Origin of the sequence: Butyricicoccus sp. AM27-36, assembly GCF_003480945.1 — a bacterium.
Taxonomy (GTDB): Bacteria; Bacillota; Clostridia; order Oscillospirales; family Butyricicoccaceae; genus Agathobaculum; species Agathobaculum butyriciproducens.
The window spans coordinates 234,175-248,299 of the sequence record NZ_QUJR01000003.1 but is presented as its reverse complement, the minus strand read 5'-3'; the positions used below and the strand labels follow the sequence as shown (position 1 = coordinate 248,299).

19 protein-coding genes are annotated in these 14,125 nt (G+C 47.8%); 1 reads left to right on the top strand and 18 read right to left on the bottom strand.

All coding sequences use genetic code 11. From position 1 onward, the window contains the following. Window positions 1–343: 343 nt before the first annotated feature. From DW724_RS06435 to DW724_RS06380, 13 genes are all read right to left on the bottom strand, one after another. Complete coding sequence (locus tag DW724_RS06435; protein WP_158580228.1) at window positions 344–1,081, bottom strand: AAA family ATPase; 738 nt, start codon at window positions 1,079–1,081, stop codon at window positions 344–346. Window positions 1,082–1,257: 176 nt separating this feature from the next. Further along, on the bottom strand, window positions 1,258–2,766 hold the full coding sequence (locus DW724_RS06430; protein WP_118760995.1) for a recombinase family protein: 1,509 nt from the start codon (window positions 2,764–2,766) through the stop codon (window positions 1,258–1,260). A gap of 89 nt (window positions 2,767–2,855) precedes the next feature. Further along, the gene (locus DW724_RS15790) at window positions 2,856–3,032 is read right to left on the bottom strand and encodes a hypothetical protein (RefSeq protein WP_165483719.1); all 177 of its coding nucleotides are present in this window, start codon (window positions 3,030–3,032) and stop codon (window positions 2,856–2,858) included. A gap of 133 nt (window positions 3,033–3,165) precedes the next feature. Continuing rightward, a complete protein-coding gene (locus DW724_RS06425; protein ID WP_118760994.1) occupies window positions 3,166–3,435 on the bottom strand; it encodes a hypothetical protein in 270 nt (89 codons plus the stop codon). Between the two features lie 441 nt (window positions 3,436–3,876). Continuing rightward, the gene (locus DW724_RS06420; RefSeq protein WP_172679366.1) at window positions 3,877–4,299 is read right to left on the bottom strand and encodes an RNA polymerase sigma factor; all 423 of its coding nucleotides are present in this window, start codon (window positions 4,297–4,299) and stop codon (window positions 3,877–3,879) included. A gap of 466 nt (window positions 4,300–4,765) precedes the next feature. Further along, window positions 4,766–5,497, bottom strand: coding sequence for an ABC transporter permease (locus DW724_RS06415; RefSeq protein ID WP_179148991.1), 732 nt, complete (start codon window positions 5,495–5,497; stop codon window positions 4,766–4,768). 13 nt (window positions 5,498–5,510) lie between these two features. After that, a complete protein-coding gene (locus tag DW724_RS06410) occupies window positions 5,511–6,242 on the bottom strand; it encodes an ABC transporter permease (RefSeq protein WP_005945158.1) in 732 nt (243 codons plus the stop codon). After that, window positions 6,235–7,158: an ABC transporter ATP-binding protein gene (locus DW724_RS06405; protein WP_118526926.1), complete on the bottom strand. Its 924-nt coding sequence runs from the start codon at window positions 7,156–7,158 to the stop codon at window positions 6,235–6,237. The genes DW724_RS06410 and DW724_RS06405 overlap by 8 nt, the downstream gene beginning before the upstream one ends. A gap of 17 nt (window positions 7,159–7,175) precedes the next feature. After that, complete coding sequence (locus DW724_RS06400) at window positions 7,176–7,601, bottom strand: DUF3887 domain-containing protein (RefSeq protein WP_085808135.1); 426 nt, start codon at window positions 7,599–7,601, stop codon at window positions 7,176–7,178. Between the two features lie 12 nt (window positions 7,602–7,613). Continuing rightward, window positions 7,614–8,381 carry an ABC transporter permease gene (locus DW724_RS06395; protein ID WP_005945168.1) on the bottom strand — a complete coding sequence of 256 codons (768 nt, stop codon included), beginning with the start codon at window positions 8,379–8,381 and terminating at the stop codon, window positions 7,614–7,616. 92 nt (window positions 8,382–8,473) lie between these two features. Then, entirely contained in the window at window positions 8,474–9,397 is a 924-nt protein-coding gene (locus tag DW724_RS06390; RefSeq protein WP_118760993.1) for a sensor histidine kinase, read from the bottom strand. 2 nt (window positions 9,398–9,399) lie between these two features. Continuing rightward, entirely contained in the window at window positions 9,400–10,101 is a 702-nt protein-coding gene (locus tag DW724_RS06385) for a response regulator transcription factor (protein WP_005945175.1), read from the bottom strand. Then, window positions 10,094–10,282 (bottom strand): hypothetical protein, encoded by a 189-nt coding sequence (locus DW724_RS06380; protein ID WP_005945178.1) that lies wholly within the window; start codon window positions 10,280–10,282, stop codon window positions 10,094–10,096. The genes DW724_RS06385 and DW724_RS06380 overlap by 8 nt, the downstream gene beginning before the upstream one ends. A 147-nt stretch (window positions 10,283–10,429) precedes the next feature. Between DW724_RS06380 and DW724_RS06375 the strand changes: the two genes are divergently transcribed. Continuing rightward, window positions 10,430–10,795 carry a helix-turn-helix transcriptional regulator gene (locus DW724_RS06375; RefSeq protein ID WP_202183514.1) on the top strand — a complete coding sequence of 122 codons (366 nt, stop codon included), beginning with the start codon at window positions 10,430–10,432 and terminating at the stop codon, window positions 10,793–10,795. Window positions 10,796–10,964: 169 nt separating this feature from the next. Here the strand turns inward: DW724_RS06375 and DW724_RS06370 are convergent, their stop codons facing one another. The 5 genes from DW724_RS06370 to DW724_RS06350 all read right to left on the bottom strand — a co-directional run bounded on the left by DW724_RS06370 (window position 10,965) and on the right by DW724_RS06350 (window position 14,081). Beyond that, window positions 10,965–12,380, bottom strand: coding sequence for a relaxase/mobilization nuclease domain-containing protein (locus DW724_RS06370; RefSeq protein WP_118760991.1), 1,416 nt, complete (start codon window positions 12,378–12,380; stop codon window positions 10,965–10,967). A gap of 79 nt (window positions 12,381–12,459) precedes the next feature. Next, complete coding sequence (locus DW724_RS06365) at window positions 12,460–12,753, bottom strand: CD1845 family protein (RefSeq protein WP_243105699.1); 294 nt, start codon at window positions 12,751–12,753, stop codon at window positions 12,460–12,462. 168 nt (window positions 12,754–12,921) lie between these two features. Beyond that, entirely contained in the window at window positions 12,922–13,263 is a 342-nt protein-coding gene (locus tag DW724_RS06360) for a plasmid mobilization protein (protein WP_005927607.1), read from the bottom strand. Continuing rightward, on the bottom strand, window positions 13,263–13,445 hold the full coding sequence (locus tag DW724_RS06355; RefSeq protein ID WP_003500078.1) for a DUF4316 domain-containing protein: 183 nt from the start codon (window positions 13,443–13,445) through the stop codon (window positions 13,263–13,265). The genes DW724_RS06360 and DW724_RS06355 overlap by 1 nt, the downstream gene beginning before the upstream one ends. Before the next feature lie 12 nt (window positions 13,446–13,457). After that, window positions 13,458–14,081 carry a hypothetical protein gene (locus DW724_RS06350; protein WP_005927609.1) on the bottom strand — a complete coding sequence of 208 codons (624 nt, stop codon included), beginning with the start codon at window positions 14,079–14,081 and terminating at the stop codon, window positions 13,458–13,460. Window positions 14,082–14,125: the final 44 nt, after the last annotated feature.

Genomic DNA, 14,125 nt, shown 5'->3' with positions numbered 1-14,125 from the left:
TAATCGGCTCTGAAAAATCAAAGTCGGGTTCTGCTTCGTACAGCTCCTGCCAACAGAACCAAAGGCTTAGTGGAGCAGTTCGGCACTTCCGGTGTACCGATACCGTGTCGGATGAACCGACTAATTATGTCTCAATATGGTCGAACATTTATATTCAGTTGTTATGTATGGGTGGATATATTTTCGACGGCATTATTATACAAGAATGGACTACTTCCTGTCAATGTTGCAAATGTAAATTATATAAGAACAGAAAAATGGAAAATTGGTTTCAATAAGTTGGATAGGAGTTGTTTTGTAATCACAGTATCAGCTGAGCAGTTACTCACTGCTCAGCTGATTGTTATTGAATAATTCCTCTTGCCTTCAAGATTTCAAAGTTTATTGCATCTTCTATGTCGTTCTTTAACATACGCATATTGGGATAGGCACCTTCTTTAATAACCCTTTCAAACAACGATAACACTGAATTGTTTTCGATAAGTGCTTTATCCTCGGCATCTACCTGTGCCATTAACCCTGCATAACATTTTCTCGCAATTTTCAATTTATCATCTACGCTAATCGGATTAAAAATAACAACTTTAGAAAATCTCGAATAGATTGGCGTCCCCAGATATTTTTCCGCTTCTTCTTCAGTCCTGTAATTCGTAGTGCAAATAATAATGCACTTGGAAACATCCACAGAATAGTTTGCATCGACAAACGTACCTTCATCGAACATTTGGTAAAACGCATTGTAGAACGAAGGAGATACCTTATCAAATTCGTCCAGCAGAATAACATTAGAATTGCGTCTAATCAATTCACGAGCCAAGCTATCCTCACCATGGTCGGCACCAAAAATGTACTGATAAGCACTGTTAGTCTGCTGCATCGAAAACTGGATCCTAACCATATCCGTGCCTAAACAGGAACTAATATATTTTGCTGTCTCCGTTTTCCCGATACCAGAATCACCCAAAAACAGAAGCGTAACTGGCCTTTTACGTTCGCTATTTCGCAAAGCATAAATTGAAGCCAAAGATTGCTTCATTACATGGGGTTGTCCTATTACAGCCTCGTTAAACCCTTCAGACATCTTGCGCATGTCCTCTACGCTGATTCCAGGATATAGAGTCCTATGCTCTGTGATTATGTCTTTATCGTAGTTCTTTACAATATCCTCATAAATTTTTATCGGAGGGTTGCAAAACATCGGTGTACAAGGGGTACAAACAAGATAAAATAGAAATGAGGGGCGATAGAGCGGAAATGTCAGATTTTCCACTCTATCTGAACACGGTCGCTGGTGGCCTTGATCGTAGAGATCAAACCATCGGCGGCTTTTCTTTTGTCGTCAAAATCTATGCTGTCCCAGTTGTCGAGATAATAGGATAACTTCTTTATCTGCTGGGGAGATATGGTTTCAACGCTCAATTCGGCGATTGCCTTTGAAATGGTCTGGCGTCGGGTGTCCAGTTCTTCAATTTTTTTGTTGGCGTAGGCAAGCAAGGTCGCATTGGCTCCGGTCAGCATATCCAGCAGCTTTTCAATTTCTGCCTCCACCTGTGCCAGCTCCACTTGATAGGCGGTCAGTTTCGGATTGACTTTTTCCTCTCTGCCGTGGAGTATCTGAAAGTCTTTGAATTTCTCCTGCATGGCCGAGAAAATGAATTGCTCAAATTCTTCTTTGCGGATTTTCCCGCAGCCCGGACAGCCTTTGTTTTCCGTCCGTTTGGTACAGCGGAAATATCCAGTGCTGTTTGGTACATGGGTGGCTTTCAGAGCATACCCACAATGCCCGCATTTGATTTTTCCGGCCAGCCAAGTGTTCTTCGGTTTCCGTCCCTGCTGGAAGGTGGTATTTGCCATAAGTTTTTTCCGGCATTTAAGCCATGTGTCAGAGGAAATGAGTGCTTCGTGGGGAGCGATAACAAGTATCTGGTCTTTTAAGCACCTGTCCTTGTCCTCCTTCACATCCCGCCCCTGATAGAGATAGCAGCCGTTTGTTCCGGCAAAGTCGGAAGCGTCATTGACAATCGCTGCGCCCTGGCTCTTGAAAAATTCGTACAGCTCCAAATCGGCCTGTGCGTAAACGGGGTTTCTTAAAAGCTGGGAAAGAAATGTACGGAACATGGATTTGCCATAAATTTTTATGTCATGTTCCTCGAAGTATCGGGTAATATCTCCGAAGGAGGTTTCCGGTTCAGCGTACATTTCAAACATCAGCCGAACATGGTCGGCGGCTACGGGGTCGGCAACCATTTTCTTTGTGCGGATACCCTCTACCACAGTAGGCTCTAACTGATAACCGTATGGTGCCTGTCCGCTCATGTGAAAGCCTTTTAGGCACCGTGAATAGTAGGCGTCTGTGACACGCTTCTGAATTGTCTCACGTTCAAGCTGGGCGAATACAATGCAGATATTCAGCATGGCCCGGCCCATCGGGGTCGAAGTATCAAACTTTTCTGTGGATGATACAAACTCCACATCATACTCTTGAAACAGCTCCATCATCGTTGCAAAGTCCAGAATAGAGCGGCTTATACGGTCCAGTTTATACACGATGACCCGCCTGACCTTTCCCTTGCGGATCTCGCCCAGCAGCTTTTGAAACTCCGGCCTGTCCGTATTTTTACCGGAATAGCCTTTGTCCTTGAATACCCGGCAGCTCCCACCTTTCAATTCATACTTGCAAAAGTCGATCTGACTTTCAATGCTGATACTGTCCTTGCGGTCTACTGACTGTCTTGCGTAAATACAATCTTCTCTGATAAATTCCATATTGGGCTCCTTTCCTTGTTGGAATGGAGCTACCAACCTTACAACTATATTATACCATCAGCAGCCCCGGACAACAATGTTGCGAATGATTAGGGAAATCTGTCTCCATATTTGCGGAACACCTCATAAAGACAACGCTCAATTTCTTTTTTGCGCTGTGCTTTCTCCTTCGGGGGAAGTACCGGCGTGAGGCTTTCCAGCACAATGATCTTCCCTTGAAATGCGACAGACTTTGTTTCTCGTTCATAAGTGACAGCTTGCGTCATTGAAAACCTCCTTTGTGAAAGTGCGTGTATATGCCTGCCTTTCCCACTTGTCCCGTGGGGAAATGTCAAAAGACGGCACCCAGCAGGTGCCGCCCTTTGAGCTTTCTCCACTTCGGGTCGATGTGACCCGAGGTCAGTAAGGACTGGAATGGTACTTTTCTTTGGCGTCCTCCACGCTGTTGAGGTCAAATACTTCATAAAGCTGCCCCACAACATGCCGTATATCTTTCTTTGAAAATCCGCAGTCCTCCATTGCCATAATGACATAACCACGGCAGGCGTCATTGCTCCATTCGTCCGGTTCCAAGCCGGGGATCATTCCAAACGCATTTCCCATAAAGTGCTCCTTTTTTGAAAAGATGGGGAGCCACGCCGGATCGGTTGGCCTATCATCAGACAGCATTGCCGGGGGCTCCCCATAGGTTTTCACTTCATTTCAGACACACCGGACGGGCATAGGCTTCATGCCCCATAGTATTTCAACTCTCCCCATTCTGATGGCAAGGCGTTCTCATTGCCTGCGACGGCTCACGGCTTGCAAGGCCGCTTCAACGCTCGGACTGTGACTAAACGCAAGTATCCGGGTTCTGCGCCTGTTCCGGTGGAGCCAGCCTTGCCCCACCTATGGCATGGACCTGTTCGCTCGCTCAGTTTTACAAAGACTGTATTCTCTGAAATCTGAGGTCATGGCGGGTCTGTCACACAGCGCGTTCCCCTTCGTATCCGGGTGTCTTTTTATTCAATTTTCAATCTGCATGAGGCTTGTCTGAACCTCGGGCCATTGTGACCCGAAGTGTTTTGCCTCTCATAAACCATTTCATTTTCCGACCTAAATCGGTACGCCTTACAAAGAATTTTTCAAAATTTTTTCTAAGCGACGCAGACCTCGCTCGATTGCGACACGAACTACTTTTTCATGGACGCCCTCTGCCCGGGCAATGTCCTGTTTGGTCATGCCGAGAATGAAATGGGCGTAAATCCGTTTTGCCTGTTTGTCTGGCAGACTGGTAATCGCTGCGTGAAGTTCCTGCATGGTCACTTTCCGCTCATACAGTTCATGGGGAGATAAAGCGACAAAGACAGCCTCATGCTCCAGCCCGTCATCCCGATCAAGGGAATAGTAGGCTTTGTGGCGGTATGTACGCAGCCGATAAGCAGCCTCTTTACGATCAAACTCTTTGAACATTTCTGCAACTTCTTCCGATACTTCCATGAAGCAATCCGATGTATAGAATGGGTAATAGTCCCGCAAATTGATAATAGCCATATTGACCTCCGTTTCGGTTGTTGGTTGACGAGTGACCGAAACGAAGGCGGCGGGGAGCGGCACCGGGGAATGACTTCGGGCCAACATGACCCGAAGCAGCCCCATAAGAACACAAAAGCGCCCGGGCGGCATGAAGCCACACGGACGCATGAAATGACATGATAGTTAAGGTTCCAACAAATTTCGCATACATAGCCGGAATAACCCGGAGGGGGAGCTACGCTTTTTTTAGCTGGTGCAGATCATGGGTACTGTGAAAAAAGACAAAAATAGACACGGCGGCAATCCTCCTATATGCCGCCGTGGATTTACACGGTGTTAGGTCGTCGTTGGTTTAGGATAGACGAAAAGAAACGGCGGCTCTGAAAATCAAAGCCGCCGCTTCATAGGCGCGTGAAAATGTGTCTGCTTTACGACGGCTTTTTTTCTTTTGCCGTCGTCCGGCAGATCATTAGATATATTGCATTTATTTAGTCTTGCGGTTCAATCCTTTCAAAATTAACAATGACAAAATCACACAAACCATCAGAATTACAACACCGATTAAAACCTGAAACATATTTGCATTATAATAACCAGAGATATTGAAAACGGCTGTCATGGGATATACCGTCTTTAACTGCTGGGACATACTCGCAAATAATCCAGCAAACGAATAAATTTCTGCAAATACCAGAGCCAGCCAATACCCCTTTTTCATCCGCGCTACCAGAGCGATAATAGGCGAAATTGCAAAGAATACGCCTACCCCATCCAGAAAATATATTTTCAGATTTTCTAACACAAGGCCAACGGAAAGTGCTTCTAAATGCAAAACTGCCTCGACAAGAAAGGTAATTGCAAAAAGTAAAAGGTAAATCAGAACGCTGAACACAAAGGCAAGTATCATTTTGGCAAGTGTCAGTTTCACTTCATCTACGGGAATGAGCCGCAGAGATTTTAAGGTATCCTCCTGTTCCTCCCGGCAAATCATATAACTTCCCAATAGGGCAATTACAGCAGGCAGAACATAAAAGGTAGCAAGGGATTGGGCCGCTGTCATAAACCATCCAGCCCCGTCAATATATCGGCGGTCATAGAATGTAAACTGTCCCTGTGCAAAGACGATCAACCCTACCATGACTGTTGCAAACCCAGCAATCCAGAGTATTTTGGAACGGTGGAGTTTCTGGCTCTCCGCCCAAAGCAAATCTTTCATCATTTTTTGCACCTCACTTTCTCCGAACCAAAGCCACATTCGCCAATACAGCCGAAGCAGCAGCCCATACACCAATACACAGAAATGCGGCTGGAATATTTAATGGCTGATCGAATACAACACCCGGAATATCATACATAACAATAGCGGTCATACTGGACAGCGGATGTAGGTACATATTCACCATCAAGAGGATAAAGCCGAGGAATGTATAAATCAGCGTCAGGCAAACAGGGAGAATATAGCCCTTTTGCGCTGCGGCAACCGCCAGTACTGGTAACACCGCAAAGGCGGTCAACAGAGAAATTTCCATACACTTCCGCAAAAGATAAAGGACACTTTCACTGTCAAAGGGAATATAACCGGATAGTATGCCGGTCAGAATGGACGCCGTTGCGGTAACTAGCATAAAGCAAATGGAATACACCAGCACCACAGCAAACTTGCTGAAAAAGTATGCCATTTTATTGACCGGTACAATCCAAAGCTGTTTGAGCATATCATACTGGTTTTCGTTATACATCAGCATGGTACACAACATCCCCAGCACTACCGGTAGGATGATCCACGGGGTATAGCTGAACGCTGTCCATTTGTAAAACATAATGGGGTCCACACCGGTTCCTTTGACACTTGAAAAGTAAAATACGGCAGCCAGTGGCATAAAGAGCGCCGCCAGCAGCATGAGCCAGATAAACTTTCTCCGGCGCAGTTTTAGAAATTCAACTTGTATCAGTTTAAGCAATTCCCTCTCCCCCTGTGATCTGTTTGAAATAATCCTCAAGGGTATCATTGCAGATTTGGGAGCTGATAACAGCTACATCCTGCACCACAAGGGCCTTGTTGATTGCCGCCATATCCAGTGCGGTGTCATAAAGCCGCAGGTTGTGTTCGTCCTGCACCGCATAATCGGTCACATGGAATTGCCTTTCCAAAATTAAAGAGGCTTTTGGAATATCCGACACTTGAAGCTGGATGTATTTCCGATTTTTCTTTTCTAATTCTTCCATGCTACTTTCTTCCAGCAGAACCCCGTGGTCGATAATGCCTATGTCATCTGCCAACAGTGAAATTTCGGAAAGTATATGGCTGGAAATTAGGATGGTTTTGCCACGCTCCACACTTAAATTCTTAATAAAGTTCCTCACTTCGGCTATACCGATAGGGTCAAGTCCATTGGTCGGCTCGTCCAAAATCAAAAGCTCCGGGTCATGCAGAATAGCGTTGGCAATACCGAGGCGCTGCTTCATGCCGAGGGAATACTTACTGAACAGCTTTTTGTCCTTGTAGGGCAATCCCACAACTTCCAGCGCGTTCTTGACAGCATTGGGCTGGGGTGTCCCTCGTAACTTCGCAAAAATTTCAAGGTTTTCTGTGCCGGTCAGATTCGGATAAAAACCGGGAGTTTCGATGATGGCTCCAATACGGGGATAAATGCGTTTCTCATGGCCTTTGATGTTCTGTCCGAACACATCTACTTCGCCGGAAGTGATTGGTGTAAGGCCCAAAATCATTTTCATAATTGTGGTTTTACCGGCTCCGTTGCGTCCTAAAAGTCCATAAATCCGGCCCGGTTTTACATGAAGATTCACAGAATTAACGGCAGTTTGTTCCCCGTAAATCTTTGTCAGCTTTTTGGTTTCAATCACAAGATCACTCATAAAAATGCCTCGCTTTCTCATTTTGTTTCGTTCTTCCAGATAACATAGTTGTAAAGGCTGCCATCCGGGAAATAGTTGATGAATACTTTGAAATTGCCTTTGTCACAAGGAATGACAAATTCAACACGGATTTGGTCAGAGTGTTCCGGCACATAGCAGGACACATCCGGGGAAGTGTTCTCCGGCAGCCCGCCCAGCTTATCGACTTCTTCTTCCCATGTTTCCTGTATCGTCTCCGCAGAAATATTGTCCTGTACGCCCTGCGGCAACGCATTGAAGAAAGTTTCAAAATCTCCATCCATCATTTGGTTAAAGTATTCGGTTGCTTCTTCCGTAATGGCCTGTTGGTCGGGAGCCTCGCCGGAAGATGGAGCGGCCTGCTGGCAGGCACAAAGAGAAAAAACAAGCAGAATACCGAGTAATAAACAACTCAATCGTTTCATAGGTCTTTCCTTTCAGTAAGATTGCTTTTTTAGAGCCACTACGGATGCGGCGGCAAATGTAGCACCGATCAAGAGCAGCGAACCGACACAAACAAGCGGCGAAGTATTGAATAAAACGCCTTGCATCAGGCTTTCTACCATAGCTGCGGCCGCTTCGGAAATATGGGGATAAATCCCCATCACGCTTGCCAGCGGGTGTATTCCCGTAAGATAAGCCGGGGCAATGACTACGGGAATCAGATAAAGCAGCGTTGCGCCAATGGGCAGGATATATCCCTTTGACAGCGTGGAAAGAAACACAATCGGAAGCATGGCTATGGGAATCAGAATACCACCTGCCAGATACAAAAGACCAGCGTCCATCAGTGTTTGGGCGTTCAGATCGGGAAAGCCTCCGGCAATCAGCCCACCGACAACACACAAAAGAAAAGTAATCAGGCACAGTCCTACGGACATCAGAATAACCACAGCGACTTTTGAAAAGTATAGCTGTGCTTTTGTAATAGGGATGATAAGCAGTTCTTTCATCGTGTCATTTTTGTGTTCATCGAAAAACAGTGTCGTTGCAAACATTCCCAGCACAATCGGCAGAAACAGGCTGGACAGATTCTTAAAGGCCAGTGTGTAAAGGTCGCCAAAACTATCCATAAAGGGACTGCTCCTTGAAATGCTGCAAGCCCTTTCAATCGCAAACGCTCCAAGCAGAAGTGTTAGAGCCAAAATGCACCAGACAATTTTATTCCGTTTCCATTTCTGGATTTCAGTTGTAATAATCGTCATACGGTTTCCTCCTTTCATGGTTCCAATTATAAAACGCAAACCTTGCCATAACCTTGCCGAGATAAAATTTTTTCAAAAAAAGCTCCGTGGGATCACAGAGCTTTCGGAAGTATGATGATAAAGGTTGTTCCGTTTCCGGGAACACTAGCGGCTGTAATCGTTCCTTTATGAATACTGACTAACTCTTTGGCAATCGAAAGGCCCAGCCCGTTCCCTTTGGCAGAACGGGAGTGATCGCATTGATACATCCGTTCAAAGATATGCGGGAGATCAGAGGCGGCAATCCCGTTGCCGTTATCAGCAACAACGATTTTTGCTTGCTGCTCAGTTTCAGTCACGGTCAGGAAAACTTTGCTTGCATCACTGTGCGTCAGGATATTTTGCAGTAAATTATTGAGAATACGAGTGTAGGCGGTAGAGTCAACACGTGTCATGTATTCTGTTTCGGGTATCTCAATTTCATAGCTAAGATCGTGGTTTTCCAGCAGCGGCACCCAATCAGCCATGATGTCACGGGAAAGCTCATTCAGGTCGCAGACCTCAAAATGAAAAATCTGTTCCCCGGCATCCAGCTTCACCCATTCAAACAGGGCGGTCACAAAATCTTTCAGGTGGTAGGCTTTTTCCATAGCCACCCGAATGTATTCTTCCTTCTCAGCTCCTGTTACCATCTTGCTTTCCACAGCCTCCAAATATCCAACCAGAGAAGCAAGAGGGGTTTTTACATCATGGGAAAGGCTTGTCATAAGCCGTTTATAAGCCTGTTCGGATTGCTTTTGCTGTATAAGCCGAGATTGGCTGCTCATGGCAATCTCGTTAATATCATAACAGATTTGTTTTGTCAGGTCGCTTTCCCGCGCCAATACACGGCGGTTCAAATTCCCGGCTTTTATATCGTTTAGGGCATCCCTAATAAGAAAAAGCTGACCACGGACGCGGTGAAGTTTTCCCAAAAGATAGCTGATTACCAGCAAAGCAATCAATAAGGACAACAATAGATAAAGGTTAATTTCCATGCTCATGCCTCCTTGTTAAAGCGATACCCTACACCGCGGACAGTCTGAATATAAAAAGGTTGTTCTGGATTTGGCTCGATTTTTTTTCGCAGTTTACTGATAAATGCCATGAGGTTATTGTCGTCAAAATCATATTCTTCTGTCCACACCTGCGTATAAAGTTGTTTTTTAGTAAAGACCCGACCCTTGTTGGACGCCAAAAATAGAAGCAAATCAAACTCTTTGCCGGTCAAGTCTACCGGGAGATTTTGAACCGTTACGGTTCGGTTGATTTTATCAATTACCATATCTTTCAGAAGCATGGTGGCGGCTTCGTTTCCGGTCACAGGGTTTAAGGTGGTATAGCGCCGGATTAGAGAATTGACACGAGCCATTAGTTCGTTAATTCCAAACGGCTTTGTCAGATAATCGTCCGCTCCCAGCCGCAGACCAGAAACCTTATCTTCTTCGTCGCTTTTGGCGGTCAGCATCAGCACCGGCACATTGTTTTTCTCTCGGATTTTCTGCAATACTTGAAACCCGTTCATATCTGGCATCATCACATCCAGAATAATTAGTGAACAGGTATCCTTGTTTTTTTCCAGTAGCCTCAGACCCTCTAAGCCGCCATGTGCTACTACCGCAGATAAATTTTCTTGTTCCACACATTTTTTCATCAAGGCACAAAGTTTCTTGTCATCGTCTATAATCAAAACACTATTCATGTTTCAGCAACCTCCCTTGTTTTGTCCGGCCATCAATCGGCTTTTCCGCAGCTTTAGGGATCAGCCAAACACCAGCCATTTTCACAGCACCGGGGATACGTCCACCAGCACAATAATAATTTGCCCTACGAGGTGTCACGCCCCACTTTTCGGCGGCCCCTTTCAATGTCATATAGTCCATTTCGCGCCTCCACAGAATACATTATAGTTCTTTACCTCGAATAGTACAAGTTGGAGGCTGCACATTGATGAAATGAAATACTACTTTATGTAAAATTTCATTACATTCTCATAATCCAACCCGAAATGTACAATGATATAGGGTGATATGAGAATGAACCAAAATGAAAGAAGGTTTGACTTTCACGGCCTCGGGGCGGCTCTCAAACGGGCCAGAGAAGAAAAGGGCTGGACGCAAGCCTATGTTGCGGAATTGGTAGACCGTGACTCCCGTACCATTATGAATATCGAGAACAAAGGACAGTATCCGAGTTTCAACCTTTTTGTAAAGCTCATTACCATGTTTGACATTTCGGTTGACCAGTTTATTCATACGGACGGAGGCGAACAGGAAAGCCCTTGCAGAAAGCATATTGATGTGCTCCTAAACTCCATGAACGAAAAAGAGCTTGTCGTGATAGAAGCCACAGCCGAGGGGCTCAAGAAAGCCAGAGAAACGGAGGTTCCAGAATAAGGGCCTCTGTTTTTTTGCGCCATTTTAGGGGCTGCCGCTAAGTGGCAAGCAATGCCTCTGTGGCCACAAGTGGCACAAAGGCGGCTTGTTGGGGCTCGCCCCAAACCCGTATCTTCGGGCCAACATGGCCCGAAGTGTCAGCGTCGCTTTGCTCCTTATTTTCATAACCTTAACGCTCCTTTTCCTGCTTTCTTCCCGGCTCGGTGTAGCCCATCAGAGTGTCAATGTTCGCCTTGATTGTGACGATCTCCTGCATATCCCGTCGTGCCTTCTGGTATTCTCCATAGAGCTGTTTTTTCTTTGCTGTGAGCTTACGGCCTTCTTCCTTCAGCACATCCATTTTGGGGAGCTTCGCCCCGCCCAGCAGAGAGCGCATTTCCGTTTGTGCAGCCCGGTACAGTTCAAGGTCGGCCTCATGCTCCGCAAGGAATTTCCGGCTGTACTTCGTCGCCTTATACTGCTCAAAGACTGGACGGGTTTTGGCATACTGAACCGTTGCGGCCTTTAGCCCGGCATTGGTTTTCATGGCCTGTTCCGTCTGCTTGATCTGCTCGGAAATGGCATGAAAACGGTCTGCTGCCTCGGTGGCTTTCTGTGCCAACTGCTCATAATCGGTCAGGCCATTGTCCTGTATATAAGCAAGGGCAGCAGCCATCTGCTTAATGTTAAATACCTTCGCCCAGCGTTCATATCCCGGCCCCTTACCGGCAGCCAGCTTTGCTTGAATATCCACCGCCAGACTGATTTTCCGCTCCGAGCGCCCGGTGCGTTTTTCTTTGCCCTCAATGGCGGACAGAACATCTTGCAAGTCGTAGCCGTCCCCCAGCGTGGAGGCACGCAGACGGGTGAAGCGTTCCTGTCCCTGCCCGGTCAGCCGGAAGCTGATACCGCCGCCCCGAACCGTCTTGACCTCATACCCGGCCCGCTTCATCAAATTGAGAAATTCGTCCAGATCAGCGGGGCGTTCCGCCAGCGCAGTATCAATAGCAAGGCGCAGTCGGTCCTGATAGGAAAGCGGTCCTTTCCGGTCTTTCTGCCACTCCCCATAGTTCCGATACTTGCTCTTGCTCCGGGGCTTCGGGTTCTCCACGATGGACAGCCCGTTTTCAAGGCACAGCCTGTCAGAGAGCCGCCGAAGGGCGAAGCTGGAGCCCCAAAAATTTCGGAATTTCCGGGTGCAGTCAAGGGTGGTGGAGTTGTAATAAATGTGACAATGGATGTGCTGCTTATCGGTGTGCGTGGTAACGATAAAAGCGTGCCGCCCCTTTGTCCAGCGCATAGCCAGCTCATAGCCGATACGGTTCGCCTCCTTCGGGGTGATCTCGCCCGGATAGAAGGATTGTCGTATCTGATAGCACAGCACATTATTTTCTTTCTTCTGTTCCCGGCCCGTCATAGCGGCATAGCTGGCCTTTGCCAAAAGGAACTCGTCCGCCACGGTGGCCGGATCACATTCATAAGCGGAGATATACTTTCCGCTTTCTGTTTTCTCCGGGTCCTTGCCATAGTCCAGACAATCCCGGATAGCCTCAGCAATCGTTTCGCCTTCGCCCGCATGGCGCTGTAACAAAGTTGTGGTAGCCAAAAATCATTCCTCCTTTCCATGAGAAAGGGGCGGCCCATTCAGACCGCCCCGACTTCGGGCCAGTATGGCCCGAGGCTGCTTAACTTGCCAGAAACCGGTACAGAGCGGATTTGCCTCCGTCCAGCGCCCAAAGAAGGGAGCCCGCCGCCGCTTGCAGTCCATACGGCGAAAGAAGGAAGGCAAGAAACAGAAATACAATCCCGCCTATGGGCGTCGGCGTGAAAAAGAGAGCGACACCCAGCACCGCCAGGATCACAGAGGCAATCGTCAGCAGGACGGCACAAATATCAAATAGGAACACCAGCAGAGCCGCCAGAAGGGACAACGCCAAAGCAAAGGGAGCAACCAATATTTTCAGCAGTATCTTCATCATCAAAACCTCCTTTATTCTTTCTATCTCTATTTTATCATGCTTGCCCGGGGACATAAATGTTGCGAAAGATTAGTAAATCCTGTCCCAAACTTTTGGGTCATACTGGCCCGAAGTGGTAAAAAAAGAGCAGGGCGGCAAGCCCCACAACGGAAGCCTGCCGCCCTCGTCTTACTTTGCCACCAGCTCGGAAAGCTCCCGCAGCACCTTTGACACCTCGCCCCACAGCTTTTCATAGTCCCGCTTCAATCCGTCGATTTCCTCCGGGTACACGCCATAGGTGTGTGCGTGTACGGCGACCTGATTGAGATTGTTGGAACAGCGCCGTTGCAGAGAGATCAGCTCTTTTACGGGCGTAAGGTCGATGTGCAGGATATACCCGTTCAGAGCCATTTTCCGTACATAAGCCCCGGCGTTGGAAATGCCCGCCTCGGCCATCCGCTCATGGATGGCCGCCAGCTCGTCCGGTGTTACCATGACGTGCAGATGGACATTCCGCTTGCGGTTCTCCATCAGCGTTCCAGCTCCCGGCCTTTCCGGCGTTCTTTGGGCTCCTTTACCTTATCCAGCGGTTTTGCGTCCAACTCCGGGGGCGTGGGCGGGATGGGCGTGTTGTTGGGTACGCCGTCGATCATGTTGCAGTTCTGCTCTGTGGAGAGCTCGGCGGTTTTCAGATAGTTGTCTTTTTCGTGCATGGCGATCCTCCTTTATCGTTCCTCATGGTTTTTATGGTTTCGCTTCTGGCCGGGTTCCTTCGGGGGTTCCTGCCCTCTGGTTTCATCTTTGAGCCGGGCAGTAATGGATGGGCGCACCCGGTCAGGATTGCCCGGTGCTGGTTTCAGCTCATAATCCTCCATCTGCTTTTCGGTCAGCGGCTTTGCGTAGGTCAGTTCGCCCCATGCCATCAGCCTGCCGTCTGCCACAGGACGCCGCCTGTCATCATCGTAGTTGACGATGGAAAGAGGCTGGTTATCCGGCGGCTTCGGGTAAGTTCCTATGTCCACGGGCCGCTGGGTGGAATAATAGCGGTAAACGCCCTCCGGTCCCAGCTCGGTATGCTTGACCGCCGCATGGTAAAACTGCTGATAGTCGTCCACCCGGCGGTCAAAGTCCCTCTGCGCCCACGCCTGACTGGTTCCATAGCGGCCCCAGTAGTAATCCCGATGGCCGTTTTCCCCCTCGGTAAACTGCCAGGTCACAAAGGGGCTCGGCGCTCCCGGATTATGCCCCAGCGCAAAGCCGTGTCCGGTTTCAAAGGTGGCAGCTTTCAAAATCACATATCCTTGTACTGTCTCCAAGAGATTCCTCCTTTCTGTGCCTCGGGCCAACATGACCCGAAGTGCTGGATGTTACGAAATAAGAGGGCAGACCGGGG

Excerpts from the sequence above, each read along its gene's own strand:
- DW724_RS06435 (WP_158580228.1), bottom strand. The coding sequence starts at position 1,081 with ATGTCTGAAGGGTTTAACGAGGCTGTAATAGGACAACCCCATGTAATG.
- DW724_RS06430 (WP_118760995.1), bottom strand. The coding sequence starts at position 2,766 with ATGGAATTTATCAGAGAAGATTGTATTTACGCAAGACAGTCAGTAGAC.
- DW724_RS15790 (WP_165483719.1), bottom strand. The coding sequence starts at position 3,032 with ATGACGCAAGCTGTCACTTATGAACGAGAAACAAAGTCTGTCGCATTT.
- DW724_RS06425 (WP_118760994.1), bottom strand. The coding sequence starts at position 3,435 with ATGCTGTCTGATGATAGGCCAACCGATCCGGCGTGGCTCCCCATCTTT.
- DW724_RS06420 (WP_172679366.1), bottom strand. The coding sequence starts at position 4,299 with ATGGCTATTATCAATTTGCGGGACTATTACCCATTCTATACATCGGAT.
- DW724_RS06415 (WP_179148991.1), bottom strand. The coding sequence starts at position 5,497 with ATGAAAGATTTGCTTTGGGCGGAGAGCCAGAAACTCCACCGTTCCAAA.
- DW724_RS06405 (WP_118526926.1), bottom strand. The coding sequence starts at position 7,158 with ATGAGTGATCTTGTGATTGAAACCAAAAAGCTGACAAAGATTTACGGG.
- DW724_RS06400 (WP_085808135.1), bottom strand. The coding sequence starts at position 7,601 with ATGAAACGATTGAGTTGTTTATTACTCGGTATTCTGCTTGTTTTTTCT.
- DW724_RS06395 (WP_005945168.1), bottom strand. The coding sequence starts at position 8,381 with ATGACGATTATTACAACTGAAATCCAGAAATGGAAACGGAATAAAATT.
- DW724_RS06390 (WP_118760993.1), bottom strand. The coding sequence starts at position 9,397 with ATGGAAATTAACCTTTATCTATTGTTGTCCTTATTGATTGCTTTGCTG.
- DW724_RS06385 (WP_005945175.1), bottom strand. The coding sequence starts at position 10,101 with ATGAATAGTGTTTTGATTATAGACGATGACAAGAAACTTTGTGCCTTG.
- DW724_RS06380 (WP_005945178.1), bottom strand. The coding sequence starts at position 10,282 with ATGGACTATATGACATTGAAAGGGGCCGCCGAAAAGTGGGGCGTGACA.
- DW724_RS06375 (WP_202183514.1), top strand. The coding sequence starts at position 10,430 with ATGAGAATGAACCAAAATGAAAGAAGGTTTGACTTTCACGGCCTCGGG.
- DW724_RS06365 (WP_243105699.1), bottom strand. The coding sequence starts at position 12,753 with ATGATGAAGATACTGCTGAAAATATTGGTTGCTCCCTTTGCTTTGGCG.
- DW724_RS06360 (WP_005927607.1), bottom strand. The coding sequence starts at position 13,263 with ATGGAGAACCGCAAGCGGAATGTCCATCTGCACGTCATGGTAACACCG.
- DW724_RS06355 (WP_003500078.1), bottom strand. The coding sequence starts at position 13,445 with ATGCACGAAAAAGACAACTATCTGAAAACCGCCGAGCTCTCCACAGAG.
- DW724_RS06350 (WP_005927609.1), bottom strand. The coding sequence starts at position 14,081 with ATGTTGGCCCGAGGCACAGAAAGGAGGAATCTCTTGGAGACAGTACAA.